22 protein-coding genes are annotated in these 25,394 nt (G+C 59.2%); 6 read left to right on the top strand and 16 right to left on the bottom strand.

The genetic code is table 11. The annotated features are described in order from the left end of the window. Positions 1-138 precede the first annotated feature (138 nt). From HBN79_RS21450 to HBN79_RS21440, 3 genes are all read right to left on the bottom strand, one after another. Complete coding sequence (locus HBN79_RS21450; protein WP_095031951.1) at positions 139-921, bottom strand: siderophore-interacting protein; 783 nt, start codon at positions 919-921, stop codon at positions 139-141. Next, on the bottom strand, positions 918-1,496 hold the full coding sequence (locus HBN79_RS21445; protein ID WP_169917154.1) for a PadR family transcriptional regulator: 579 nt from the start codon (positions 1,494-1,496) through the stop codon (positions 918-920). Before HBN79_RS21445 ends, HBN79_RS21450 begins: the two co-directional genes overlap by 4 nt. Positions 1,497-1,609: 113 nt before the next feature. Then, complete coding sequence (locus HBN79_RS21440) at positions 1,610-4,720, bottom strand: transglycosylase domain-containing protein (RefSeq protein ID WP_169917153.1); 3,111 nt, start codon at positions 4,718-4,720, stop codon at positions 1,610-1,612. A gap of 395 nt (positions 4,721-5,115) precedes the next feature. Here HBN79_RS21440 and HBN79_RS21435 point away from each other — a divergent pair, with 395 nt between their 5' ends. Then, positions 5,116-6,522, top strand: a complete 1,407-nt coding sequence (locus HBN79_RS21435; RefSeq protein WP_095001428.1) for an amino acid permease — start codon at positions 5,116-5,118, stop codon at positions 6,520-6,522. Between the two features lie 100 nt (positions 6,523-6,622). Here the strand turns inward: HBN79_RS21435 and HBN79_RS21430 are convergent, their stop codons facing one another. Continuing rightward, on the bottom strand, positions 6,623-7,726 hold the full coding sequence (locus tag HBN79_RS21430; RefSeq protein WP_095001427.1) for an OpgC domain-containing protein: 1,104 nt from the start codon (positions 7,724-7,726) through the stop codon (positions 6,623-6,625). 190 nt (positions 7,727-7,916) lie between these two features. After that, positions 7,917-9,536 (bottom strand): FMN-binding glutamate synthase family protein, encoded by a 1,620-nt coding sequence (locus HBN79_RS21425; RefSeq protein WP_095020390.1) that lies wholly within the window; start codon positions 9,534-9,536, stop codon positions 7,917-7,919. A 307-nt stretch (positions 9,537-9,843) separates the two neighbouring features. On the opposite strand from HBN79_RS21425, the gene HBN79_RS21420 reads away from it, so the two are divergent. From HBN79_RS21420 to HBN79_RS21410, 3 genes are read left to right on the top strand one after another with little or no spacing between them, the layout of a single operon-like run. Beyond that, on the top strand, positions 9,844-10,281 hold the full coding sequence (locus HBN79_RS21420; RefSeq protein WP_095001627.1) for an NUDIX domain-containing protein: 438 nt from the start codon (positions 9,844-9,846) through the stop codon (positions 10,279-10,281). Next, positions 10,281-10,919 carry a LysE family translocator gene (locus tag HBN79_RS21415; RefSeq protein ID WP_095001425.1) on the top strand — a complete coding sequence of 213 codons (639 nt, stop codon included), beginning with the start codon at positions 10,281-10,283 and terminating at the stop codon, positions 10,917-10,919. The genes HBN79_RS21420 and HBN79_RS21415 overlap by 1 nt, the downstream gene beginning before the upstream one ends. A 12-nt stretch (positions 10,920-10,931) precedes the next feature. After that, positions 10,932-11,444: a GNAT family N-acetyltransferase gene (locus HBN79_RS21410; RefSeq protein ID WP_169917152.1), complete on the top strand. Its 513-nt coding sequence runs from the start codon at positions 10,932-10,934 to the stop codon at positions 11,442-11,444. 52 nt (positions 11,445-11,496) lie between these two features. On the opposite strand, the gene metR is transcribed toward HBN79_RS21410, so the two are convergent. Then, positions 11,497-12,414, bottom strand: a complete 918-nt coding sequence (metR, locus tag HBN79_RS21405; RefSeq protein ID WP_095001423.1) for a transcriptional regulator MetR — start codon at positions 12,412-12,414, stop codon at positions 11,497-11,499. A 107-nt stretch (positions 12,415-12,521) separates the two neighbouring features. Between metR and metE the strand changes: the two genes are divergently transcribed. Next, a complete protein-coding gene (metE, locus tag HBN79_RS21400; RefSeq protein WP_095001422.1) occupies positions 12,522-14,834 on the top strand; it encodes a 5-methyltetrahydropteroyltriglutamate--homocysteine S-methyltransferase in 2,313 nt (770 codons plus the stop codon). Between the two features lie 42 nt (positions 14,835-14,876). On the opposite strand, the gene HBN79_RS21395 is transcribed toward metE, so the two are convergent. Genes HBN79_RS21395 through HBN79_RS21370 form a run of 6 tightly spaced genes read right to left on the bottom strand, consistent with a single transcriptional unit; the run spans position 14,877 to position 22,110 of the window. Beyond that, positions 14,877-16,268: a sigma-54 dependent transcriptional regulator gene (locus HBN79_RS21395; protein ID WP_095019471.1), complete on the bottom strand. Its 1,392-nt coding sequence runs from the start codon at positions 16,266-16,268 to the stop codon at positions 14,877-14,879. Beyond that, positions 16,265-18,025 (bottom strand): ATP-binding protein, encoded by a 1,761-nt coding sequence (locus HBN79_RS21390; protein WP_169917151.1) that lies wholly within the window; start codon positions 18,023-18,025, stop codon positions 16,265-16,267. Before HBN79_RS21390 ends, HBN79_RS21395 begins: the two co-directional genes overlap by 4 nt. Next, positions 18,025-19,149, bottom strand: a complete 1,125-nt coding sequence (locus HBN79_RS21385; RefSeq protein WP_095019470.1) for a GNAT family N-acetyltransferase — start codon at positions 19,147-19,149, stop codon at positions 18,025-18,027. The genes HBN79_RS21390 and HBN79_RS21385 overlap by 1 nt, the downstream gene beginning before the upstream one ends. Before the next feature lie 15 nt (positions 19,150-19,164). Beyond that, entirely contained in the window at positions 19,165-20,031 is an 867-nt protein-coding gene (locus tag HBN79_RS21380; RefSeq protein ID WP_095001418.1) for an alpha/beta fold hydrolase, read from the bottom strand. Then, a complete protein-coding gene (locus HBN79_RS21375) occupies positions 20,028-21,422 on the bottom strand; it encodes an aminotransferase class III-fold pyridoxal phosphate-dependent enzyme (protein WP_095001417.1) in 1,395 nt (464 codons plus the stop codon). Before HBN79_RS21375 ends, HBN79_RS21380 begins: the two co-directional genes overlap by 4 nt. After that, the gene (locus HBN79_RS21370; RefSeq protein WP_095001416.1) at positions 21,415-22,110 is read right to left on the bottom strand and encodes an MtnX-like HAD-IB family phosphatase; all 696 of its coding nucleotides are present in this window, start codon (positions 22,108-22,110) and stop codon (positions 21,415-21,417) included. Before HBN79_RS21370 ends, HBN79_RS21375 begins: the two co-directional genes overlap by 8 nt. Positions 22,111-22,338: 228 nt before the next feature. Here HBN79_RS21370 and HBN79_RS21365 point away from each other — a divergent pair, with 228 nt between their 5' ends. Next, the gene (locus HBN79_RS21365) at positions 22,339-23,103 is read left to right on the top strand and encodes a MipA/OmpV family protein (RefSeq protein ID WP_169917150.1); all 765 of its coding nucleotides are present in this window, start codon (positions 22,339-22,341) and stop codon (positions 23,101-23,103) included. A gap of 62 nt (positions 23,104-23,165) precedes the next feature. On the opposite strand, the gene HBN79_RS21360 is transcribed toward HBN79_RS21365, so the two are convergent. The 4 genes from HBN79_RS21360 to HBN79_RS21345 all read right to left on the bottom strand — a co-directional run bounded on the left by HBN79_RS21360 (position 23,166) and on the right by HBN79_RS21345 (position 25,394). Then, a complete protein-coding gene (locus tag HBN79_RS21360) occupies positions 23,166-23,585 on the bottom strand; it encodes a transporter (protein WP_095024197.1) in 420 nt (139 codons plus the stop codon). 11 nt (positions 23,586-23,596) lie between these two features. After that, the gene (locus HBN79_RS21355) at positions 23,597-23,971 is read right to left on the bottom strand and encodes an EamA family transporter (RefSeq protein WP_095001413.1); all 375 of its coding nucleotides are present in this window, start codon (positions 23,969-23,971) and stop codon (positions 23,597-23,599) included. Continuing rightward, positions 23,962-24,888 carry an arginase gene (locus HBN79_RS21350; RefSeq protein WP_169917149.1) on the bottom strand — a complete coding sequence of 309 codons (927 nt, stop codon included), beginning with the start codon at positions 24,886-24,888 and terminating at the stop codon, positions 23,962-23,964. Before HBN79_RS21350 ends, HBN79_RS21355 begins: the two co-directional genes overlap by 10 nt. A 179-nt stretch (positions 24,889-25,067) precedes the next feature. Then, entirely contained in the window at positions 25,068-25,394 is a 327-nt protein-coding gene (locus HBN79_RS21345) for a GlpM family protein (protein WP_169917161.1), read from the bottom strand.

Below are 25,394 nucleotides of genomic sequence, written 5' to 3'. Positions count from 1 at the left end.
GGCTGCGTTCGGCTGCGAAGCAGTCGTATACACTGAGAACCGGGGTTAACTGGCTCAGCGTGGTGTCTGATATTGCGACGACTACGTCGCCGAACCCAGCCACGTTCCTTCGGCAGCTGCTACGGGGTGTAGGAGCAATTACTCTTCGGTACTGCCATCCAGGCGCCAGTAGCCCACAGCCTTGACGAATTCTTCGTTCAGGCCGTGGGTGTCCAGCAGCACTCGGCGCACTTTGCGCGACAGCGCGCTTTCGGTGGCCACCCAGGTGTACAGCGCACCTTCGGGGATGCTCAATGCTTCGACGGTTTTAAGCAGGTCCTCGCCCGGTACATCACGGTGTACCCAGATCACGTCAACCGCTGCGGCGCTGTGCAGGGGTTGTTCTTCAAGCGCGTTTTCGACCTCGATCACCACCAGGGCACGGCGGTTGGCAGGCAGCTCTTCAAGGCGCCGGGCAATGGCCGGCAGCGCGGTTTCGTCACCGATCAGCAGGTAGCTGTCAAAGATGTCCGGTACTACCATCGAACCGCGCGGCCCGCCGATATGCAGATACTGCCCGGGCGTGGCCTGGGCGGCCCAAGTGGCTGCCGGGCCGTCACCGTGCAGGACAAAATCGATGTCCAGCTCAAAGGTGTTCAAGTCAAAACGGCGTGGGGTGTAGTCGCGCATCGGCGGCATTCCACCTTTTTGCCCGGCGCTCAGTTCCAGGGTTTCCAGCGCTGCCTGTTCTTCGGCGGTCTGCGGAAAAAACAGCTTTACATGGTCATCGCTGCCCAGGCTGACAAACCCCGTCAGCTGTGGGCCTCCCACGGTAATTCGGCGCATGCGCGGGGTCAGGTCGACCACGCGCAGCACTTCGAGTTTACGACGTTTGATTTCATGCATGACCCGGTGAATGGTCTGGGGTGTGGCAGCATTCATTCAGCGTTCTCCTGCGCAGGCTGGGCAGATACAGGGCCATCGACGATGGCTTTGGCGGTGTTGTTGAGCAAGTCGCGTACCCGCAGGATTTCTGCCGGGCTCCAGCGACCGTGGTGCATTTGCAGGGCATGGCGCAGGTTGTGCACCGCCTCGTGAATCTCGGCCGGGCGATCATGGCCGCGCAGTGAGCGCTTGCTGACGTCGATGCGCATCCGCACGCCATCGAGTGCTACCGCCTGATCGGTCAGGTACTGGCGACCGGCATCGGTCACGGTATAGCGTTTTTTTCCGCCTTCGGCGTCGCCCTGAATCAGCTCGCTCTCTTCAAGGAAGGTCAGCGTGGGGTAGATCACGCCAGGGCTGGGGCTGTAGGCACCGTCGAACAAACCTTCGATCTGGCGGATCAGGTCGTAGCCGTGGCAGGGCTGCTCGGCGATCAGCGCCAACAGCAATAATTTCAGATCGCCCGGGGCAAAAACCCGGGGGGCGCGGCCACCGCGTTCGCGACCGGGGCGTTTCTCGAAGCCGTCTTGACCCGCGCCATGTTCGCGGTGATGGGGATGATGGTCTCTCATTGTCTTTTCGCTCTCTCATTAAGTTAGACATAACTTAAGATATATCTTAAGGAATGTAAAAACCCAGTCGACGAACGGTAATGATTCTCAATGGGAGCGCTCCCACAGCTTGGCTATTTCGCTGCGGTGTGTACTGGCGCAGGTGCCAGGCACAAGGTGTTGGTGCCTGGTTGCAGATACGGCGTAAGGATCGGTGCCATGCCCTTGAGCACTTGCACCGGCAGTGCCGAGGTGAATTTGAAAGCCTCGGCCGAGCGTCCGGGAACGAACGCAGTCAAGGTGCCGAAGTGATGCTCGCCGATATAAAACACGAAGGTCGCCGTGCGATTGATCGACTTGGAGCTAAGGATACGTCCGCCAGCACCCATGCTTTCGATGCGGTTGTCGCCGGTGCCGGTCTTGCCGCCCATGGCCAGGGGTGTGCCGTCGTCGAGCTTGAAACTGCCCGATACCCGTCGCGCCGTACCGGCATCCACCACTTGCGACAGGGCTTCGCGCAGTGCCGTGGCCACTTCGCTGGGCATGACCCTTACGCCTGCGTCAGGGTCGTTGACCAGGCGGGTTTCATAGGGAGTATCTGCGGCGAAATGCAGGGTATCAATGCGTAATACCGGCAAACGTACGCCATCGTTAAGGATAATGCCCATCAGCTCGGAAAGTGCCGCCGGGCGATCCCCCGAACTGCCCAGTGCGGTGGCGAGAGACGGCACCAGGTGGTCGAAGGGGTAGCCGACTTTTTGCCAGCGCTGATGGATATCAAGGAAGGCTTCGATCTCCAGCATGGTGCGGATGCGGCTGTCGCGGGCGCTCTTGTGCCTGCTTTTAAACAGCCAGCTGTAAACTTCCTGACGCTCATGTTCGCTGGCGTCGACAGCTTGCTGGAAGGTGGCCTGCGGGTTATTGAGCAAATACCCCAGTAACCACAGATCCAGCGGATGGACTTTGGCGATATAGCCTTGGTCAGGCAGGTTGTAAGCGCCGGGGCCATAGCCTTGGTACAACTTGTCCAGACGCTCGTCGGTGATCTTGTCGTTAGTCAGATGCGAGCGCACGAAGCGGTTGAAGGTAGCCTGATCGGCATGGGGGAACAGGTAACGATGCACTGCCGACATGCGAATGGCGGTGGGGTGCATGCTGTCCAAGAAGGTATCAAGGCGGGCCTTTGAGTCTTTCCCGCGGTATTTTTTCCAGAACTTAAGCATGAAGGTGGTGCCTTCGCGGTCGGCGAAACGACTGAGGTATTCCTGGCGCATCGGGTTGCTGTCGTCACTGAGCAGGTCCGCGTTATTGCTCGGCGACTGATAGCTGGTGTAGCGCACCACGTCGCGCATCAGGCGCACAAAGGGGAGGTTGATCGACTCACGGATCGAATCGCGCAGCGTCGCGATGCGGTTGTTGTCCTGGCTGCGAAAGTTGTGGAAGTGATGCATACCGCCACCGGTAAAAAAGCCTTCGCCGGGGTTGGCCGAGTACTGACGGTTGAGTGCGGCATCCAGCATGGGTGTCAGTTGTGCACCAGGATTTTCGATCAGGTACGCCAGTGCCCAGCGGGTCAGCGGATCCTGGTGGGTGATGGGGATTTTTTTCAGCGTCGTGCCAGGCTGGCCGCCGTAACGGTCATGCAGCTCGGCAATGATCTGCAGATAGGTGGTCAACACCCGCAGTTTGGCGGTGGAGCCCAGTTCCAGTTTGCTGCCTTCATTTATATCGAAGGGCTGGTCGGTGCTGTCGGTCTGTACCCGGGCGCGGGCGCCGTCCGGCGTAAGTTCAAACAGGGTGAAGCTGTAGCGCACTTGCGCGGTACTGGTGGGCGTTAGCAGGTAGGGGCCGAGCAGGCCGATTTTGCCGGCAAATGCCGGGTTTGCCAGCTGGCGCAGGTAGTCACTGACCTGGCCCTGCAAGTCGCCCTGCAAGGTGCTGGTGGCAGACAGGTCCAGGCGGTCGAGGTCATACAGCGGGCGTTTGAGCAGCACCGAAAGGCGGCTGCGGGCTACGCTGATGCCCTTGTTGGTTTCATTCGGTTGCAGGGTTGGCGCCTGCGCCCAGTCGCGGTAAGTCACGCGGCTGGCCAGCGCGGCGGCGGTCAGGGCCGGGTCGACCACATTGTTCTGCGCCAGCAGGCGGATATGGCTGTCGGTCAGTTGCGCGAGCTCATCACGGCCCTTGGCCAGGTAGTGTGAGGGCCGACGTTGGGCGATCATCAGCGACAGCACTTCACGCAGGGCCAGGCCTCTTGATGCGAGGCTTTTTGGGTCAGTGGCGGTACTGCTCAGTTGCTGGTTGATCTGATTGAAGTCGGCGCCGTACCACACCCGCAACCCTTCGGCCATGCCGTGAACCTCGCCGTGGCCAGGCACCGCCGACAGTGGCACGCTGTTGAGGTAATCACGCACCACCTTTTGCCGGGCTGGCAGGGTTTGCGGGCCGTTCTGATAGGCACGCACGCTGGCAGAAACCATCTGGCGCAATTTTTCGCCGCCTGAGAGCGTCAGCCCATCGGGAGAGTGCCGATACTTTTCCAGTTGGGTGGCCAGGGTACTGCCGCCCGCAGATTGCCCCGGCAAGTGCAGCAGTTTTGCAGCCTGGGAGTAGGCCGCCATGGCAAAGCGCGGCCAGTCCACGGCAGGGTTGGCCTGGGGTTCATCAGGGTTGAGCAGGTTGCGGTTTTCGATAAACAGCAAACTGTGAACCACCAGCGGGGGGATGCTTGCAAAGCTGGGATACAACTGTTGCGGGTACTTGTACTGATAAAGCGAACTGCCAGCGCAGTCGGTGATCGAGAGTCCGGTCTGAATTTTTTCTGAATAGGGTACGAAAAACCCTTTCTCGCTATAGCTCAAGAGCGCTGGTGAAAAGCGGCTTTGTTGAGTAATGACGTAATCACGTTTTTGAAGGCGTGCCAGAAAGTCGCCCAGTGCGCTGTAACCCAAGCGTTTATCGAAAGGGCCTGCGCCGGGATAAAGCATCGCGTTGCTGGGCCCTTCGTGCATCGAATAGCTGAGCGACGCAGCAAAACGGCTGAACTCGCGGGCTTGCAACTTGGAACTGCGCACCTCCTGGGCCATCACAAACCACAGCACAACCAGGACGGCCAGCACCCCAAGCCCGAGCACAAACCATCCATAACGCCTGGGCTCAGGAGGTTGTGGCGCAGGTGCGGCATCGTCCGTTACAACTGATGACACCCTCGTCTTGCTGGAGTTGGAGTTCCACAGTACGCCCATAGTCGACAGATCCAGGTACGCATATTGGTTGCGCTTGATAGAAGCGTAGACGCTGGCAGATTCGGGTGAAAAATTTGTGAGGCTTATCTGGTGTTTCTATAGGCACGGTCTGCTGAATGGCTCTCATAAATCCAGGGTCGGGATGCATCCACAACTTGGCTTACCCATGTAAGTGCAGGAATAGAGCCTTTGCGGGAGGTAAATAGGTCCTAGGTAGGGGCATGACTGTGCACCAACGCTGTGCAATACTCGCCGCCGATCTCAGCAGGGCATTTCTCTTTTGACCTACCGACCTACAAGGTCCAGGCCGGTCAGGGGGGCAAGACAGGTAACCCGCCCGTCTTTTCGAACGCTCTGTTGATGGATACCCAATAACAATACGAGGTTGTACTTTTATGCCAGTCGGCAACCACCAGCCCCACGCAGATAGCGTGCAGGGCGGTCCACTCAAACGCGAACTGGGCGAGCGCCACATTCGCCTGATGGCGCTTGGTGCCTGTATCGGCGTAGGCCTGTTCCTGGGCTCGGCCAAAGCAATCGAAATGGCCGGCCCGGCCATCATGCTGTCCTACATCATCGGCGGCCTGGCCATTTTGGTGATCATGCGTGCACTGGGCGAAATGGCCGTGCACAACCCGGTAGCCGGTTCGTTCAGCCGCTACGCGCAGGACTACCTCGGCCCGTTGGCCGGGTTTCTGACCGGCTGGAACTACTGGTTCCTGTGGCTGGTGACCTGTGTCGCGGAAATCACCGCCGTGGCGGTGTACATGGGCATCTGGTTCCCCGATGTGCCGCGCTGGATCTGGGCCCTGGCGGCGCTGATCAGCATGGGCTCGATCAACCTGATCGCGGTCAAGGCGTTTGGCGAGTTCGAGTTCTGGTTTGCCCTGATCAAGATCGTCACCATCATTGCGATGGTCTTCGGCGGTATCGGCATTATCGCGTTCGGCTTCGGCAATAACGGAGTCGCTCTGGGTATTTCCAACCTCTGGGCTCACGGTGGTTTTTTGCCCAACGGGATCCAGGGCGTATTGATGTCCTTGCAGATGGTGATGTTCGCCTACCTGGGCGTCGAGATGATCGGCCTGACTGCCGGCGAAGCCAAGAACCCGCAAAAGACCATTCCGAGTGCGATTGGCTCGGTGTTCTGGCGCATTCTGCTGTTCTACGTCGGCGCACTGTTCGTGATTCTGTCCATCTACCCATGGAACGAAATCGGCACCTCGGGCAGCCCGTTTGTAATGACCTTTGAACGTCTGGGCATCAAGACGGCAGCAGGCATTATCAACTTTGTGGTGATTACCGCGGCATTGTCGTCGTGCAACGGCGGCATTTTCAGCACCGGTCGCATGCTCTACAGCCTGGCGCAAAACGGCCAGGCCCCGGCCAACTTCGCCACCACTGCGAAAAACGGTGTGCCGCGTCAGGCGTTGCTGCTGTCGATTGCCGTGCTGCTGCTGGGGGTTGTGCTCAACTATATGGCGCCGGAGAAGGTGTTTGTCTGGGTGACGGCCATTGCCACCTTTGGCGCAATCTGGACCTGGTTGATGATCCTGCTGGCGCAACTGCGCTTTCGCAAGAGTCTGAGCCCGCAGGAAGCGGCAGCCCTGAAGTACCGTATGTGGTTGTACCCGTACAGCTCTTACGCGGCATTGGGGTTCTTGTTTATGGTGGTCGGGTTGATGGCCTACTTCGAAGAAACCCGAATCGCACTGTTTGTAGGCCCAGCCTTCCTGATCCTGCTGACCGTGCTGTTCTATGTGTTCAAGCTGCAGCCTACGCAGCGCACGCAGACTCACTGACAATGTGGGAGCGGGCTTGCTCGCGATAAAAGCACCTCGGTTGGTCAGACCAACCGCGGCGTTTCCATCGCGAGCAAGCCCGCTCCCACAACAGCTTTCGCTACTTGCGGTTCAGACGCTTGTTCCAGTCCAGCCAGGCCGCCAGCACGGCCATGATCCCCACGCCCATCAGGGCGCTGAATACCTTTACGACAAACCCGTCACCGCCCAGCGCATTGAGCATGTCAGCCAACGGCGCCAGGATCACTCCCAGACAGAACACTTCCAGCGAATAGCGGCCCATGCGGCATGCCTGGCGGGCCACCCGGTTATTCAGCCAGTTGCCGTGGGGCACCACTTTGGCCGCCACATAAGCCAGGGCCAGAAAATGCAGCAGGCGTACCGGTGAAAGGTTGGTCTTGCTGATCGGGTACAGGTACTCGCCCAGCCAGAGCGGCATGAGCGCATCGTGAAACTGCGGCCATCGCCATGACAGTGCCAGCAGGCCGGTCACCAGCAGATAGAGTACTGCTCCCAAAAACACCGGTTGACGCGACAGGGGACGGTTTTGCGCAGCCTTGGGTTGCTGCCCGTGGATCGCTGCTGCACCGCCCAGAATAAACAGAAACTGCCAGGCCATAGGGTTGAAAAACCACACGCCGCCTTCCTGAGCCGCGAGGTTCCACACCGGCGCCAGCAAGTACAGGGCCAGGGACGCGGCAACCACATAGCCTGCCTTGCGCAGCAGCATCGGCAGCACCAGCGGCAAACCCAGCAACAGCACGATATACAGCGGCAGCGGGTCCATCAGGTTGGGTTTGAAGCGCAGCAGCAGTTCGTCGGTGAGGGCCTGTTGCGGATTGCTCAGGAAGTACTGCAGGCCCATTTCCTGCACCAGGTCACGGGTTTCGACATGGTTGTTGGCAAAAAACACGATGCCCATCAGCACCGCCAGCAGGAAGATATGCACCACATACAGCACCCAGGCGCGGCGCAGGATCTTCACGCTGGCGACCAACAAACCGTCACGTTGAGCGATTTTGCCGTAGGCCAGCACGGCGGCATAACCGGCCAGGAATACAAAAATCTCCGCAGCATCGCTGAAGCCGAAATTGCGCACCGTAAATTCGGCCAGCGGGTTGTGCGGGATGTGGTCCCAAAAAATAAAAATCAGCGCCAGCCCGCGAAAAAAATCGATGCGGTGGTCGCGTCCGTTCAGCGTCACGGCGAGTACTCAAACAAAGGGTTTAATTAAGACCGACGGGCGCAGCGGAGGTTGCGCGCCGCGTATCGGCGGCGCGCAGGGTGATGGTATTACGGGTTAAATGCAAAGGTTGGATATTACTGAATGTCTCGAGCTACTGCTCGAACACACCCGCCAGCGCCTTATTTCAGCGCGGCCTGCTGGTGGGCCGTCAGGCCGCCGCTATTTCGTTGGCCTCAAAGCTGTCCGAACGGGCCATTTGCCACATGCGCGAATAGAACTCGCCATTGACCTCGCCGGTGAGCAGTTCGCCGGGCTTGAGGAACACATGCAACTGTGAGAACAGTTTGATTTCGGTGGCGGACATGCGTCGTACCAGGTGCTTGGCCTTGAGCTGCGCCGGATGCTCCAGGCCAGCCGCAGCCAGCATTTCGGCCAGGGCCTTGAGGGTGTTCTGGTGGAACTGCACAACCCGTTGGGCCTTGTCCGGCACTACAAGCGCTCGCTGGCGCAAGGTGTCCTGGGTGGCCACGCCGGTGGGGCACTTGTTGGTATGGCAACTCTGCGATTGAATGCAGCCAATGGCAAACATGAAGCCTCGCGCCGAGTTGGCCCAGTCGGCACCGATGGCCAGCACGCTGGCAATATCGAATGCGCTGACAATCTTGCCGCTGGCGCCGAGCTTGATCTTGTCACGCAGGTTCAGGCCCACCAGGGTGTTGTGTACGAACAACAAGCCTTCGCGCAGCGGTGCGCCAATATGGTCGGTGAATTCTACGGGCGCCGCGCCGGTGCCGCCTTCCTTGCCATCAATCACGATAAAGTCCGGCAGGATACCGGTTTCCAGCATGGCCTTGGCAATGCCCATAAACTCCCACGGGTGACCCAGGCAAAACTTGAAGCCCACGGGCTTGCCGCCGGACAGCTCACGCAACTGCGCGATAAATTGCATCAGCTCGATAGGCGTTGAAAAGGCGCTGTGGCGCGAAGGCGAGATGCAGTCTTCACCCATGGGCACACCGCGGGTTTCGGCGATTTCCGCGGTCACTTTATGCTTGGGCAGGATACCGCCATGGCCTGGTTTGGCGCCCTGGCTCATTTTGATTTCAATCATCCGCACTTGTGGCGTGCGAGCCTGGGCGGCAAAACGCTCAGGGTCGAAACGCCCGTCCGAAGTGCGGCAACCGAAGTAGCCACTGCCCAGTTCCCACGTCAGGTCACCACCATGCTCACGGTGATAGGAGCTGATACTGCCTTCACCCGTGTCGTGGGCAAAGTTACCGAGCTTGGCACCCTGATTGAGGGCGCGGATGGCGTTGGCGCTCAGTGAGCCAAAGCTCATGGCTGAAATATTGAAGATCGACGCCGAGTACGGCTGGCTGCATTGCGGGCCGCCCACCACGATGCGAAAGCTGCTGGGGTCGGTCAACGGGGCCGGGCGCATGGAGTGGCCGATAAATTCAAAACCGGGCTGGTAAACGTCAACCAGAGTGCCGAAAGGCTTGTCGGCACTCTCATTCTTGGCTCGTGAGTACACCAGCGAACGTTGCGCCCGTGAGAAGGGCAGCGCATCGCTGTCAGATTCCAGCAGGTATTGGCGAATCTCTGGGCGGATGGCTTCCACCAGATAGCGAATATTGCCCAGGATCGGGTAGTTGCGACGCACGGCGTGGGGGCTTTGCAGCAAATCGAAAATCCCCAGCAGGCTCAAGGCCAGTGACACGGCCGTGAAGGGCCACAGCCACTCATGGTGCATAAAGGGCAGGCTGGCGAGGGTGAAGATGACGCAGAATGCAAAAAACGCATAACGGCTTAACAGTGACAGGCTCATACGGTTTCCTGTTTCAGGCTGGTCTGTTCCGCCAGGCGGCGATGCCTGGCGTGGTCAAGAACAGAAAAAGGACAATAGAACCCTCTCTTTGAGTCGGAGGTTTGCTGGGGGGAGTGTTGGTCATCTATCAAGCAAATGCCAACTCCCTGTCAGATTATTCATTGAACGGGATTTCATCTGTGGCAGCATCCCGACCAAAGTCGGGCACTTCATACAGAAGGCTCGGGTAAAAGTGACATCTGTGTATTTTCAGGGGCGTTGGGTCGTGCAATCCTTCTTGACCTTACTGTTTTGTTGGCCGAAATCCGTGACCTCATTTGAACCCGCAACCTCCAGAATCATTCGTATTGCCGCTGCCGTAGTGATTGGCCTCGATGGGCGGACCCTGCTGGTGCGCAAGCGCGGCACCCAGGCCTTTATGCAACCCGGCGGCAAGATCGATGCCGGTGAGCAGCCGGTCGACGCCCTGGCCCGTGAGCTGGAAGAGGAGCTGGCTTTGGTGATCGACCCGGCCAGCGCGACCTGGCTGGGCCATTTCGCTGCCCCTGCGGTCAACGAACCGGGTTTTGAGGTACAGGCCGAGCTGTTCCTGGTGCATATCAGTCAGCCCGTTGTGGCAGCGGCAGAAATTGAAGAAGTGCAGTGGATCGACCCCGAGGGCGATGGCGGCCTGGTACTGGCGCCGTTGACCCGGGATCTGGTCCTGCCGTTTTATCGCAATGCCTTGCAGTCCCGGACGGCCTGATGATTCCAGCCCATGAATTGCTGATTTTTGCTGCGGCCTGCCTGCTGTTGGTGCTGACGCCAGGGCCGAACATGATCTACCTGATCTCGCGCTCCATCTGCCAGGGGCGCAAGGCAGGCGTCACATCGTTGCTCGGGGTGGTGGCGGGTTTTTTCGTGCACATGTTTGCCGCCGCTGCGGGTTTGACGGCGGTATTTATGGCTGTACCGATGGCCTATGAGGCACTCAAGTGGGCGGGCGCCCTGTATCTGCTGTGGATGGCCTGGCAAGCTGTACGCCCGGGTGCCAGCTCACCGTTCGAAGCCCGGGACCTGGCGCCGGATGCCATGCCGAAGCTACTGACGATGGGCTTTATGACCAGCGTACTCAACCCCAAGGTGGCGGTGTTCTATTTGTCGGTTTTCCCGCAATTCATCAACCCGGAACACGGTTCGATGTTCACTCAGAGTATTGTATTGGGCCTGACTCAAATCAGCGTCAGCTTCACGGTTAACCTGCTGATCGCGCTGTTTGCCAGCGGTATTGCCGTGTGGTTTGTACGCAACCCGCTATGGCTGGCCGTGCAGCGCTATGTGATGGGCGGTGTGCTGGCCGCACTGGCGGTGAGGCTGATGCTGGAACAACGTAAAACCGTATGACCTGGACCCGTAATGGCTATAGAACTGCTTGAACCCGCAAACGCCAAGGCTTATCGCCAACTGATGCTTGAGGCTTATGCGCAGCACCCCGAGGCTTTTGTATCCTCCATAACCCAACGTGAGAAGTTACCGCTGAGCTGGTGGGAAGCAAAACTGGACGATGAACTGAGCGCCCTGTTCGGTGCTTTTGTCGATTCCCGACTGGTGGGCATTGTCGGCCTGGCATTCGAACCCTGGGAAGATGCCCGGCACAAGACCACGTTGTTTGGTTTGTATGTGTCGCAGGCTTTTCGTGGGCAAGGGCTGGGGGAGCATCTGGTGCAGGCGGTGGTTTCACTGGCTGAGCAAGAGCCCGAAACCAAGGTGATCGAACTGACGGTCAGCGTTAACAGCGATGCTGCACTGGCGTTGTACCAGCGCTGCGGTTTTGCACAGTCAGGGCTGGAAGACTGCGCAATTCGGGTGGGGGAGGCCTATTACGACCGGGTGCATATGCGCCGGTTGGTCAATATAGAAGAGAGCTGACCGGGCTCTGGGTGGGAGCGGGCAAGCCCGCTCCCAAACTGCCTTGCCGTTGTCAGCGAACCGCACTCACGCCATCCAGCGTCGAAAATGACGTGTCCTTGGCTGTCAGCAAAAAGTCGCGCATATAAGGTGCATCCAGCATGTCGGCGCGAATCGCGGCGTAGAGTGTCGCAAACAGGCCTTTCTCGCCCAGGCGTTTGGCCTTCACATAACCCCGTGAGCTGTATTCATGCAGCGCCCAGTGCGGCATCCCGCAGACTCCCCGGCCGCTGGCTACCAGCTGCATCATCATCACTGTCAGCTCCGAGGTGCGAACCTGCGCAGGTTCTACATCGGCCGGCTCCAGGAAGCGGGTAAAGATGTCGAGGCGATCGCGCTCCACCGGGTAAGTGATCAGAATTTCGCTGCTCAAATCCTCAGGCACGATAAATGGCTTGCTGGCCAATGGATGCTGATTGGCCACTGCTAGCATGGCTTCATAGGTAAATAGCGGCACATAGGTCAGCCCGGCGATTTCCTGCGGGTCGGACGTGACCACCAGATCCAGATCGCCCCGGGCCAGTGCCGGCAAGGGTGCGAAGGCAAAACCGGATGCCAGATCCAGCTCGACCTCGGGCCAGGCATCGCGGAACTGGTCAATGGTCGGCATCAACCACTGGAAGCAGCTGTGGCATTCAATCGCCATATGCAGACGACCGGCCGTTCCGCCAACCAGACGTGCGATATCGCGCTCGGCACCGCGCAGCAGGGGCAGCATGGCATCGGCCAGTTGCAGCAGGCGCAAGCCGCCGCTGGTGAAGCGAACCGGTTTGGTTTTGCGCACAAAGAGGGGCATGCCCATGCGCTCTTCAAGCTCTTTGAACTGGTGGGATAAAGCGGACTGGGTCAGGTGCAGGCGTTCGGCTGCTTCGACCAGACTGTCTGACTCGCGCAACGCGTGCAGGGTTTTGAGGTGACGAATTTCCAGCACAGTGGCTCCATGAGTAACTTTGATGATCAACACGAAAACGTTGAGTTTGTCTCATGTTGTGGCGGGTGTCGATAATAGTGCCATTACTTACACGAAGGAATGTTGTTATGGCCCTGGCACACAATCTTGGTTTCCCCCGCATCGGCGCAGACCGCGAGCTGAAAAAAGCACTCGAAGCCTACTGGAAGGGTGATATTGACCAGGCCGCGCTGAAAGACGTTGGCCGCCAATTGCGTGCCACCCACTGGCAGTTGCAAAAAGACGCAGGCATCGATTTGTTGCCGGTCGGTGACTTTGCCTGGTACGACCAGGTGCTGACCCACTCATTGACGTTCGGCGTGATCCCCCCGCGTTTTTCCAGCACCCTGGACGAGCAGCGCCAGCCAACCCTGGATACCCTGTTTGGCATGGCTCGCGGTGCCAGTCAGAGCTGCTGCGGTGCTGAGCACGGCAAAGGCCAGTATGCCCAGGAACTGACCAAATGGTTCGATACCAACTACCACTATCTGGTACCGGAATTCAGTCAGGACCAGCGCTTTGATCTGAGCTGGAACGAGCTGTTTGAAGAAACGGCAGAAGCACAGGCGCTGGGCCATAAGGTCAAACCCGTGATCATTGGCCCGTTGACCTACTTGTGGCTGGGCAAGGCCAAAGGCAACGAATTCAACAAGCTCGACCTGCTGGAAAACCTGCTGCCGGTTTACGCTCAAATCCTGTCCCGCCTGGCTGAGCAGGGCGTGGAATGGGTACAGATCGACGAGCCGATCCTGTCGCTCGACCTGCCACAGGAATGGAAAAACGCCTTTGAACGCGCGTATCACATTCTTCAATACTCGCCACTCAAGAAGCTGGTTGCCACCTACTTCAGCGGCCTGGAAGACAACCTCGGCCTGGCGGTCGGCCTGCCGGTGGATGGCCTGCACGTGGATCTGGTGCGTGCTCCCGACCAGTTGCATGCCATTCTGGACCGTCTGCCGACTTACAAAGTGTTGTCCCTGGGCCTGGTCAATGGCCGCAACGTGTGGCGCTGCGATCTGGAAAACGCCCTGGCGCAACTGCAGGAAGCCGAAGAGCGTTTTGGCGATAACCTGTGGGTAGCCGGTTCCTGCTCGCTGTTGCACAGCCCGGTGGATCTGGACCGCGAAACCAAACTGGATGCCGAACTGAAAAGCTGGTTGGCCTTCGCCAAGCAAAAGTGCGCTGAAATTGCAGTGCTGCGTGATGCGCTGAATATCCCGCAAGACCCCAAGGTACAAGAAGCCCTGGCCCAAAGTCGCGCCGTACAACAAAGCCGGGCCAGCTCGCCACGTATTCACAAGGCCGCCGTACAAGCCCGTATTGCAGCGATCACCGACGCCGACAGCCAGCGCCAGTCACCCTTTGCTGCACGGATCGAAGTGCAGCGTGCCCGCTTGAATCTGCCGGCATTCCCGACCACCACCATCGGCTCGTTCCCGCAGACTGCTTCGATTCGTCTGGCGCGTCAGTCTTACAAACAAGGCAAGTTGTCGACCAGCGAATACACCGACGCGATGCACAGCGAAATCCGCAACGCTGTACTGGTCCAGGAACGTTTGGGTCTGGACGTACTGGTACACGGCGAGGCCGAGCGCAATGACATGGTCGAGTATTTCGCCGAGCAACTGGACGGCTATGTGTTCACCCAATACGGCTGGGTACAGAGCTACGGTTCACGTTGCGTAAAACCGGCCATCATCTTCGGCGACCTGAGCCGCCCGCAGGCCATGACCGTTGAGTGGATCAAGTACGCTCAGGGCCTGACCGACAAGGTGATGAAAGGCATGCTGACAGGCCCGGTGACCATGCTGATGTGGTCCTTCCCCCGCGAAGACGTATCGCGCAAAGTACAGGCGCAACAACTGGCTCTGGCGATCCGCGATGAAGTGGTGGATCTGGAACAGGCAGGGATCAAAATCGTGCAGATCGACGAAGCCGCGTTCCGTGAAGGTTTGCCGTTGCGCCGTGCACAGTGGCAGGAATACCTGGACTGGGCGGTGGAAGCCTTCCGTCTGTGTGCCTCGGGTGTGGGGGATGAAACCCAGATCCACACCCATATGTGCTACAGCGAGTTCAATGATGTGATCAAGTCGATTGCCGCGATGGACGCGGACGTGATCACCATCGAAACCTCGCGCTCGGACATGGAACTGCTTGATGCATTTGAAGCGTTCGACTATCCGAACGACATCGGCCCGGGTGTGTATGACATCCACTCGCCACGGGTGCCGGAAACGGCCGAGATGATCAAGTTACTGAGCAAGGCAGCGCAGCGTATTCCCGCTGAGCGGCTATGGGTCAACCCCGACTGCGGCCTTAAAACCCGGGCCTGGGCCGAGACTGAGGCGGCACTGATCAACATGGTCGCGGCAGCACGGCAACTACGCTTGCAAGCCGCTTGAGATCAATAGCCCCTCTCCCTCCGGGTGAGGGGCTTTGAGGTGTTACCTGACAATTTTATCGACATGAATATCCAGCTTTTTCAGGCGGTACCAGAAACTGCGCTCGGATATGCCGATTAACTGCGCCGCCGCAGCCTGTACGCCATTGGCCTGTTGCAGGGCACTTAGAATGTAGGCTTTTTCGACTTCGGCCAAGGCGGCTTCCAGGTCGGGGGGCACGCTTGGTCCGGGGGCAAGCAAGGCACTGCTCTGGCCGGGTTGGGCACTGAACAGGTAGGGCGGCAGGTCACTGTCCTGGATAGTGCTGCTATTGGCCACAATGGTGGCGCGCTCCACGCAGTTTTGCAGTTCGCGAATATTGCCCGGCCAACTGTACTGGGCCATCGCCTGCAAGGCGCTGGGGCTGAAACCGGTGATGCGTTTGCCTGCGGTAGCACCCAGGTTATGGGCAAAGTGCCGCGCCAGCGAGGCGATGTCTTCAACGCGTTCGCGCAACGCGGGCAGCGGAATCGGGAAGACGTTCAGGCGGTAATACAAGTCTTCGCGAAACTCCTTGTCGGCTACGGCTTGCAGCAGGTTTTTGTTGGTCGCGGCGATGACCCGCACATCCACCTTGCGCTCTCGCGGATCCCCCACTGGCTCGATCACCCGTTCTTGCAGCGCCCGCAGGATTTTTGCCTGCAAGGCCAGGGGCATATCGCCCACTTCATCGAGAAACAGGGTGCCCTTGTCGGCCTGCATAAAGCGCCCGACCCTGTCTGCTACGGCGCCGGTAAACGCGCCTTTGCGGTGGCCGAACATCTCGCTTTCAAGCAGCCCCTCAGGAATCGCCGCACAGTTGACCGCGACAAAGGGTTTGTCGGCGCGGCTGCCGTGTTTGTGGATGGCGCGGGCGACCATCTCTTTGCCGGTACCGCTTTCGCCAGTCAGCAGGATCGTGGCGTTGCTCTCGCGTACCGAGTCGATGGCCTGCAGCACCCGGCGAAAGCTTGGGCTGTCGCCAATCAGGCTGTCGATGTGCTGGTGCTCGTCCAGCTCGGCGCGCATGCGCGCGTTGTCGCGCAAAATGTCGCGAAACTGCAGGGCTTTGCTGACCGTAATATCCAGCTCGTCGATATCAAAGGGCTTGGCGATGTAATCGTAGGCGCCGTTACGTATGGACTGTACGGCGTTTTTTACCGTGCTGTAGGCGGTCATTACAATCACTGGCAGGTTCGGGTAACGCTGTTTGATCTCGGCCAGTAACTGCGGGCCGTCCATGCCGGGCATGCGCCAGTCGCTGATCACCAGGTCGATATCTTCCTGTTCCAGAACTTCAAGTGCCTGCAGGCCGTTGCTGGCAGTGAAGACCTGAATCCGGTTCTGGCTCAGTGCCGAGCTGAGCAAGTCGCAGAGTTTGGGCTCATCGTCGACCACCAGCACGTTATGACTCATGTTTCATCCCCTCCGTGGGCCGGAATGTACAGGTTGAAGGTGGCACCGACGTCTTTCTCGCTGATGCATTCTATGCGTCCGTCGTGGCTGTCCATGATGGAGAACACTTTGGCCAGGCCCAGCCCCGTGCCTGAGGCTTTGGTCGTCACAAAGGGCGTGAAAATACGCTCAAGCATATCGGGTGCGATTCCTTCTCCGGTATCAGCAATGCCTATTACTGTGTAGTCCTCTTCGCGGGAAATGCGTACGGTCAGGCATCCGCCCTCAGGCATGGCGTCGATGGCGTTGATGATCAGGTTCAGGCACGCCTGTTTGAGTTGTCCGGCATCGGCGTACAGGGTCGCACCGGGCGCCTGATCGTCGATGTGGGCATCAATAGTGTGGCTTTCCAGCTCCGGTTTGCAGAAACCCAGAATGTCTTCGACCAGAGGCCGCGCCAGCTGCGGCGCACGCACGGGGGCGCTGGGCTTGGCGAATTCGAGAAACTCGGTGATCAGGTCATTGATGCGGGTCACTTCGCTGACCACGTACTCCAGATGGCGCTTGTCGGTTTCACCCAGATCGGCCCGGCGGTGCAACAGTTGGGTCGCGGTTTTGATAATGCCCAGCGGATTGCGGATTTCGTGGGCCAGGCCCATGGCCACCTCGCCCAGGGCATGCAGGCGGTCGCGGCGACGCAATTGGGCTTCGAGATGATGCAGCTCGCCCAGTCGTGCGGTCATATGGTTGAAGGTGCTGCTCAGCTCGGCCAGTTCGTCGTTGCCCGACACCGCCACGCGTTGGTTGTAGTCCCCGGCAGTGACGGCGCGTACCCCTTCGGAGAGGTCGCGCAACGGCCGGGTAAGGCGTTCGGAAACCAGCCAGCCGACGGTCAGCGACAGTACCGAGCCGACCAGGAAGATCAACGCGAACAGGTTGCTCTGGTTGACCAGCCCCACCAGGCTGCTATGGCGCAGCAGGCCACTGTAGATCACCCCTTGCAGCTCACCGGTGTCGTTGAGGATGGGCCAGTACAAGCCGCTGTAGCGGCTGGTGAATTGTTCGCTGGGCTGACGGGTTTCCCGCAGGGTTTGTTCGATGGCGCCGGGCACCATCAGCTGGCGGTCTTCGAAACGCTGGCTGGAGAATATCTCGGCAAAGCCTGCCGTATTGGACAGGTACAAACGCAAGTCGAGGGAGTGCACGTCGGCCACGCTGGTCAGAAAGCTGCTGTCCATAAAGGTAGCCACCAGCAGCTGATAGTTCACTCCATCCTGGCTGGTGGCAAAGGTCGAGACTACGGTGCCGGTTGGCACACCGCCGACATTGATAGTTTGCAGTACAGCGTTGGGGCTCAGGCTGATCTGGTCGACAATGGTGTCGCTGGCGGTACTGAAAATCACTTTGTGGTCGCTGTCACGGATCAGCGCGACCACGTCTATGCCCATGGCTTCGGCGATGTCGGCAGTCAGCCGGTCATGGCGGATGGCCTTGCTGGAGGACGGCGGGTGGGCGTGTTGCAGAAGCAGCTTGGCGGCGCGGGCGTTGTCCGCGAGGATTTCGCTGATCTCGTCCTTGACGATTTTGGTCGACTCCTGCAGCCAGACCCGTACGTTACTGTCGAAAATCTGCGACAGGGTGGTCGCTGCCAGTTCGGCAGCAATCATGGTCGGGATCACGCTGACCAGCCAGAACGCCAGCACCAGTTTGCGCTGTACGGTCCAGCGCGACACTTTGAAGGGTTGTGGCTGGCGCGGTGTTTTGGGCGTGGAGGGCATTAGTACTCGCTTATCGCAGCCGCCAGTGCCGGGTCGTGGCGGTCAGGGCGAATGAACAGTTTGACCAGTTTGAGTGCGTTATTGATCAGCCAGTTGCGATGCCGGAAAAACAGCGTATTGCTCTGAAAGGTGCAGCCCAGACGAATCTTGCTCGCGTAGCCGGCCTGACCGCATTCGTACAGGGCAATATTGTGACGTATGCAGTAATCGACATTCACCAGCCAACTCCTGAAGTACAGATTGTAGTCACGGGTGAGCTCAAGGTCGTGACCAAAAAACTTGTCGATCAGACGGTGTTCGTCAATCAACACCAGATTGAACGCCACCAGTTGATCGTCGAGCCAGTACAAAACGCACACTGCCCGGTCGCCGAGTTGTTGGAGGATACCGGTGAAATAGGTCGCTGGTAAGCGCTCCAGTTGCAGATCACTGCGCGCCAGGCTGGCCTCGTACAGGCGCATGATTTCAGGCAAGACGTCGTCAATTGCGTTGCGCCATTCCACCCGTGGGCCAGGCGTACGCAGTTTGCGGCGCATGTCTTTGCGGGTGGACTTGCCCAGCGAGCCAAGGTAGCCGTCCACTGACCCAAAGGGCACGGGCAGCGTCGCACTGGGCAAGCCGGGCATGGCCTGAAAGTCCGCCGCCTTGCAACTGTGCGCCCAGTCAGCGTCATGGCTGGGGACGTCCTTGACGGCAATCAGGCCGATACCCAGGCGGGCCGCATCGGTCTGGGCCAGGGTCAGCAACCGGGCGAGCAGGGCAGGGCGCTGCGCCGCCTGTACATGACTGGCCGTTCCCGCACTGCATTGTTCGGTCACCGGTGAGCCGATGGCGTAAAGCTTTAGCTGCACCAACCCCGGGAGTGCGCGATTGAGTTTTTCGGTAAAGCGTTTGCCGATGCCCTGGACCGTGGTGTCGAGGCGATAGCACGTGGTGAACGCAGTCGCTGCGGCAATCAGGGTGGAACCTTCGAACAGCGTCAGGTAACGCCATGCAAAGCCTTCAATCCCGGCTTTTTCGACGGCCATAATGTAATCCCAATCCTCCAGGGCATCTGGAAAACAGTCATTCCAGGCTTCACGGTCGATTGCCTGAATGGATGAAAAGACTTGGGCTGTAATCATGGGGCGTCCTTGGGCTCAGGCCTGCTTGAGGTACTCGACAGGGACCGGTGCCGTGCGGCTGTTTTTCTTGATAAAGGCGTCACTCAGTTCGATCACGCGGCGGTATTGCAGGTCGACGGTGATCATGTGATAGCAGTTGTCGAGCAGCACCTTGGTCACCGGCCCGCCCAGATGGCGTTCGACGTAATCGGCGTTCCAGCGGCTGGTGATATCGTCTTCAATGGAGTGCAGCACCAGGGCTTTGGTGGTGATCGAAGGCATGCGTTTTTTCACCACGGCATTCATCCGGTGCAGTTCACGCACGGTGATCCCTTCCATCGTCAACAACCCGGCATTGCTGCTCTCGCCGGCTTTCATCTGGCGCTCGACAATGGCCCTCAGGCGCTGGTTTTTAATACCGTAGGGCGGCTTTTCCTCAAAGCTGCACAGGTGCACACCAAAGGGGATCTTCATCAGCAGCGGGGTCATAAAGGCCAGCTTGTTGATGCTCCAGCCGTCATAGCGCAAGGTCGTGGAGTACATCAACAGCCCGGCGACCTGGCCCGGGTGTTCGGAGGCCAGGTACATCGACATTACCGCACCCATCGACAGCCCGCCGACGAACACCTGCTGGTGGCGCTGCCGGATCCCGGCAAAGGTCTTGCGCACGCCTTCATACCAGTCCAGCCAGCCGGTGGCCTGCAGGTCGCTGTTGTCACCGCAGTGCCCGGCCAGGGTGGGGACGTACACCGTGCACGTCCCGTCTTTTGCCAGCCCCTGGGCAACCCGACGCAACTCCGTCGGGGTGCCGGTAAGGCCGTGGATCAACAAGACCCCGACCTCACCCGTGCCGAGAACGAAACCGGTGTTGCCTTCGCCCAGATCGATCTCTGCCCCGTTCACCGTTTCATGGCCCGAGCCAGCAGGCGATCGAGCAGGGCGATGCCCAGGTCGATTTCGGCGTAGCTGATTTCCAGCGACGGCGCCAGGGTGATAACGTTCTTGTAGTAGCCGCCCACGTCGAGAATCAGACCCAGACGTTTGCCGTCGATTTCGATATCCCCCTTCATGCCTTCCTCAACCATGAAGTCGAGAGTGGCCTTGTCCGGGGTAAAACCGTCCGGGCCGCAGATTTCGCAGCGCAGGGCCAGGCCCAGGCCGTCGACGTCACCGATGATCGGGTAGCGTTTTTGCAGATCTTGCAGGCCGTCGAGGAAGTACTTGCCCTTGGCCATGACCATCGCGCCATAGTCGACTTCGCTGGTCATCTTGAACATTTCCAGGCCCACCGCAGTACCCAGCGGGTTGGAGGCGAAGGTGGAGTGGGTCGAGCCCGGCGGGAATACCTTGGGGTTGATCAGCTCTTCACGGGCCCAGATGCCGCCCAGCGGGTTGAGGCCGTTGGTCAGTGCCTTGCCGAACACGATGACGTCGGGTTTGACGTCGAAGTGTTCGATCGACCACAGCTTGCCAGTGCGCCAAAAGCCCATCTGGATTTCGTCAACCACCATGAGAATGCCGTGCTGATCCAGTACGTGCTTGAGCTCGCTGTAGAAGTTCATCGGCGGGATTACATAGCCGCCGGTGCCCTGGATCGGCTCGACGTAGAACGCGGCATATTCGCTCTGGCCGACTTTCGGGTCCCACACGCCGTTGTATTCGGTCTCGAAAAGACGGGCGAACTGTTGCACGCAGTGGCTGCCGTACTCTTCCTTGGTCATGCCTTTTGGCCCGCGGAAGTGGTACGGGAACGGGATGAAGTTGGCGCGTTCGCCAAAGTGGCCGTAACGGCGACGGTAGCGGTAGCTCGAGGTGATCGATGAGGCGCCCAGGGTGCGGCCGTGGTAACCGCCCTCGAAGGCGAACATCAGGCTTTTGCCGTTGCTGGCGTTACGCACCACCTTCAGCGAGTCTTCGATGGATTGCGAGCCGCCGACGTTGAAGTGCACACGACCGTCGAGGCCGAACTTGTTTTTGGCGTCGACTGCAATGCGCTCCGACAGCTCGATCTTGCCCTTGTGCAGATACTGGCTGGCGATCTGCGGCAGGGTGTCGATCTGTTGCTTGAGGGCGTTGTTCAGGCGCGGGTTGGAATAACCGAAGTTGACTGCCGAGTACCACATTTGCAGGTCGAGGTAGGCCTGGTCTTCGGTGTCCCACACGTAGGAGCCTTCGCAGCGGCTAAAAATGCGCGGTGGTTCGATGTAGTGAACGGTGTCGCCGTACGAGCAGTACTTGGCTTCTTTTTCCAGAAGAATCTGGTCTTCAGGGGTAGCGATTCGAATATCAGACATGATTGAAGAGTTCCTGCTGTTCACGAGAATAGTGGGGCGCGTTGGCGGCATGGCTCGGCAGTTTGGCGAGCAGGGCCGGGAGTTCGGCAAAGGAGTCAAATTGTGCGTACGGGATACCGTTGCGCTCGCAGTGTTCGGCCAGGCCGTCCCTGGCAAAGACGAAATCGGCGCCAGAGGCCACGCACATGTCGGAGCGGCCATCGCCAATCACCAGCACGCGTTTGCCGTCGGGGGCGGATTTGCACTTGCAGTTGCCCGAGGCGGCACGGCAGGCGTCGCTGGAATAAGGGAAGTCGATGCGCCAGCTGTTCTGGTCGACCTGACGCAGGCGGTTGGCCAGGATCGGCAACAGGCTTACGTAGTTACGGGCCAGAATGCGGGCGATGGCTTGTTCGATGCCGTCACTGACGACCTCGATGGAGGCGCCAAGACCGATGACGTGGTCGACGAAGTCGGGGAAGTCAGGGTCAATCTCAACGCTGTCGAAATAGGCCAGCAGCTCGGCAGGCGTGGCTTTGACCAGCGACAGCTGGCGGCTGAGGCATTCACGCGAACCGATGTCACCCTGCAACCATTGGTCTTCGATCGCTTCCCAGCTGGGGTCGGCGAAACGTTGAAGAATGTTGTCGATGACGTCGGTACGGGTAATGGTCCCGTCGAAATCACACACGATATGCCATTGCATCATCTGCATTGTCCTGTCGAAAAGGCGCGCTTTTTGCGCTTGCCAGAGGACATAGCATTGACTGTGCCAACTATTGAAAGCCCCGTGGGCTGGGGGTTTGCGCGGATTTGACGGTGACTTTCGGGTTTGGAACTACAATTTTTGTAGCTTGCTACAAACAACATGAGTGCTTGCGCAGGCCGCGCTAAAAAGGGATTGATGCGCGCATAGAACCTCTATGGAACCCTCGTGATGAAAACTCCGGTCTGTGCTTTTTTGCTGCTCACTTTGTTGGGCGTCAGCGCGGCTGCCCATGCCGCAGACGGCCCCAGTGGGGAAGTGGGCATGGGGATTGGCTATCAGCCGTATGATCCAAGCGCCAGCCGCTACCAGACAGTGCCATTGCCGTATTTTGATGTGGACTGGGGCGATGTCAGCCTCAATACCGATGACGGCCTGACCTGGAGTGCTTTCAAGGCCAACGGCTGGAGCGCCGGGCCCGTGCTCAACTATGTGTCGGGACGCAATGCCAATGGTTCGCTGCGGGGCCTGCGCGATGTTTCAGACATGGCCATGTTCGGCGGCTTTGTGCAGTACAGCCCGGCTGACTTCTGGCGTGTCTACGCACAGCTCGGGCAGGCGGTGGGTGGTGCAGGCGGTCAAGGCGGGGTGCTGGGTCAGGTCGGGGGCGAGTTGGGTTACCCGCTGGGGCTGGGGATTATCGGCAGCAGCCAGTTGGCGGTGCACTTTGCTGATGGTCGGCAGATGTCGACCTTTTTTGGCGTAAGTGACAGCGAGGCGCAGGCGTCAGGGATTTCCGCGTACAAGGCCAGTGGCGGCCTCCAGAATGTTACCTTGACCCAGAATTTCGAGTTTCCGCTGACCGCGAACTGGTCGCTGGTGACCAGTGCCAGCTGGACACGCCTGCTGAGGGCGGCGGCGGACAGCAGCATCGTACGCGAGCAGGGCAATGTGAATCAGGGCGCAGTGCAGACGGCGGTCAGTTACAAATTCTGAAGCGGCCCTCCCAACCCTCTCCCGGAAAGAGAGGGTTGGGCTAAGGGAAAGCAGGCTGTGACTCAATGTTCCGGTTCACCATCGGCCAGCAGCGCAATCCCGCCGACAATCACCGCCACGCCTGCCCAGTGCAGTGCGCTGATTTGCTCGCCAAGGCCCAGCCAGGAGCCCATCAGCACCCCGACAAATACCAGTGAACTCAGGGGAAACGCCAGCGACAGGCTGCTGCGACGCAATATCAGCATCCAGACAAAAAACGCGCCGAAATAACAGGCAATGGCCACCCATACTCCCGGGTTGAGCAGCACGGCCTGGAGCCACTGCAGGGTGAAGTCCATCTGTCCCAATTGATCGCCACCGATTTTGGTGGCTATTTGCCCTGCGCTCTCGAGGGCAATCAACAAGGCCCACAGCACAATCGTGCCCAAACGCCCGTGCAGCCAGCCGTTATCCGGGACTTTTAACCCGTCAGTGTTTGCCATTGCTCAACTCCTCAAGCTGCGGTGATGCAGACCAGCATCACTCCAAGGGTAATAACCAGGGTGCCCATCCAGCGCCGACGGCTGACGTGTTCGCCCAGGAACACCTTGCCGGCGAATACCACACCGCAATACGCCAGCGCTGCGGCCGGGAATAGCAAGCTCAAGGGTGCCCTCGACAGGGCCTCCAGCCAGACGAAGAACTCAATCACGTAAGCGCCGACCCCAGCCCACAGCATCGGTGCACTAAATACCTGACCCCAGAAGGCATTCAGGCGAAAACCACCCTCCAGTTCCGGCAAGCGGTCCAGTCCGATTTTGAAACACAGCTGGCCGATAACATCGAGCACAATGGAAAACGCCACCAGCGCAATTACGATCAAGGACATGGGAACAGCTCCTCGAATAAGTGGATCAGCGCTTCATTGGTGGTTGAGTTGCGCAGCAGATCGCTTTCACTCCAGCGCCCAGGTGCTGGCTGGTCCGATCGGGCCTCCCAGCGTTTGAGCACATTGCGGTGCGCAGCCTTGGCAAATTCACCGCAAACATCAATACCCAATACCCGCTTGCTGGTGGCCAGGGCACGAAGGGCCTGAAGCAAGTGGGTCAGGCGCATACCGCCCTGGTCCCAGTTGGTGGCGGCGTCTTCGCTGGCGAGTACGTCTTTGTCCACGGTAATCCAGATCGCTTCGGTGGGCAGGCTGAGGATCAGCTCCTGGAGAAAGGCCGGCCAGTCCTGGTCGGCCAGGTTGCGCCAGTGCAACAGGTTCTCGTGCTGCTCGTGCCCTGCGCCGTCGCCGATTCGGCCCCAGACCTTGGTGGGAGCATGCTGCCAGGGGAATAGTTGCAAATCGCCACGGCACAGGGCCCCGAGATTTGCGCCCTTGAACTGCGGGTTTTGCAGGTCATCACTGCAGGGGCCGAGGGTGACTATGCGTTTGATGTTCGGCAGCTTCAAGGCGCGGTTGACCCACGAACCGCAATGGCGGCGGGGGGCAAAGCGCACCCAGTCAGGATGGTTGTCGAAGTGGATCAGGGTGATCGGTTCGGGCAAGTCCGCGAGCAAGGCCGGGGTCAGGTGGTGATAGTCGCCGGAGCCTATAAAAAAGATTTCTGGCCGCTGCGTGGAGCGTTTCGGCCGTTGTTGCAGGCGTTCAGCGAAGCGCCGGTAATTGCGTTCGGTGGACCACAGACGCAGTTGCGGCCCCAGTTCCAGCAAGTCCAGGCGTGTGGCACGACCGTCGGTCAGACGTTGCTTAATCGGTGCTTGTGAGGTCAGGCTGTGATCAAGATCGAGAATATTCAAAGTGTGATTTACCCCATGTCATCGCCGCCGATCCAGGCAGGGCGGGCTTTATAGGGTAAATGCAAGGGGCGGGCCAAACGACTTGGCCTGTGGGGGTCGGGGTTGCCAGCGAGGATGTCACTGCTGTTTATCTGGCAAACCGCGTCATGTGTATTGCGAGCAAGCCCGCTCCCATCGTTTCAGTGCAGGCGTACCCAAACGCTGACCAGCACGGTCGCGGCCATCAGCCAGGCTACGGCGGCCAGCGCCAGCGAGGCTTCAAGGCGCATGCGATCGACCAGCACGTACAGGGCAGCGAGGTACACGAAGTAAGGAATGATCGACCACATGCCGAACACAATGGTGATTTTCAGGTCGTCCACCGAGCGGCCTTTGCCGACGATGTAGTGGGCGATAAGGGCAAATGTTGGAAACAGCGGCACAAGCCCTGCGATGTAGTAGTTTTTGGTTTTGGCCAGCATGGCCAGAATGATCACCACTCCAGCGCCCAGTGCAGCTTTGAGAAT

Origin of the sequence: Pseudomonas sp. WS 5051 (assembly GCF_012985715.1) — a bacterium.
Lineage (GTDB): Bacteria > Pseudomonadota > Gammaproteobacteria > Pseudomonadales > Pseudomonadaceae > Aquipseudomonas > Aquipseudomonas bubulae.
Note: the sequence above shows the minus strand (reverse complement) of the source record. Positions and strands in the feature narration are given on the sequence as shown.

Excerpts from the sequence above, each read along its gene's own strand:
- HBN79_RS21370 (WP_095001416.1), bottom strand. The coding sequence starts at position 22,110 with ATGATGCAATGGCATATCGTGTGTGATTTCGACGGGACCATTACCCGT.
- HBN79_RS21440 (WP_169917153.1), bottom strand. The coding sequence starts at position 4,720 with ATGGGCGTACTGTGGAACTCCAACTCCAGCAAGACGAGGGTGTCATCA.
- HBN79_RS21445 (WP_169917154.1), bottom strand. The coding sequence starts at position 1,496 with ATGAGAGACCATCATCCCCATCACCGCGAACATGGCGCGGGTCAAGAC.
- HBN79_RS21395 (WP_095019471.1), bottom strand. The coding sequence starts at position 16,268 with ATGAGTCATAACGTGCTGGTGGTCGACGATGAGCCCAAACTCTGCGAC.
- metE (WP_095001422.1), top strand. The coding sequence starts at position 12,522 with ATGGCCCTGGCACACAATCTTGGTTTCCCCCGCATCGGCGCAGACCGC.
- HBN79_RS21425 (WP_095020390.1), bottom strand. The coding sequence starts at position 9,536 with ATGAGCCTGTCACTGTTAAGCCGTTATGCGTTTTTTGCATTCTGCGTC.
- HBN79_RS21360 (WP_095024197.1), bottom strand. The coding sequence starts at position 23,585 with ATGGCAAACACTGACGGGTTAAAAGTCCCGGATAACGGCTGGCTGCAC.
- HBN79_RS21410 (WP_169917152.1), top strand. The coding sequence starts at position 10,932 with ATGGCTATAGAACTGCTTGAACCCGCAAACGCCAAGGCTTATCGCCAA.
- HBN79_RS21385 (WP_095019470.1), bottom strand. The coding sequence starts at position 19,149 with ATGATTACAGCCCAAGTCTTTTCATCCATTCAGGCAATCGACCGTGAA.
- HBN79_RS21390 (WP_169917151.1), bottom strand. The coding sequence starts at position 18,025 with ATGCCCTCCACGCCCAAAACACCGCGCCAGCCACAACCCTTCAAAGTG.
- HBN79_RS21415 (WP_095001425.1), top strand. The coding sequence starts at position 10,281 with ATGATTCCAGCCCATGAATTGCTGATTTTTGCTGCGGCCTGCCTGCTG.
- HBN79_RS21435 (WP_095001428.1), top strand. The coding sequence starts at position 5,116 with ATGCCAGTCGGCAACCACCAGCCCCACGCAGATAGCGTGCAGGGCGGT.
- HBN79_RS21365 (WP_169917150.1), top strand. The coding sequence starts at position 22,339 with ATGAAAACTCCGGTCTGTGCTTTTTTGCTGCTCACTTTGTTGGGCGTC.
- HBN79_RS21375 (WP_095001417.1), bottom strand. The coding sequence starts at position 21,422 with ATGTCTGATATTCGAATCGCTACCCCTGAAGACCAGATTCTTCTGGAA.
- HBN79_RS21355 (WP_095001413.1), bottom strand. The coding sequence starts at position 23,971 with ATGTCCTTGATCGTAATTGCGCTGGTGGCGTTTTCCATTGTGCTCGAT.
- HBN79_RS21450 (WP_095031951.1), bottom strand. The coding sequence starts at position 921 with ATGAATGCTGCCACACCCCAGACCATTCACCGGGTCATGCATGAAATC.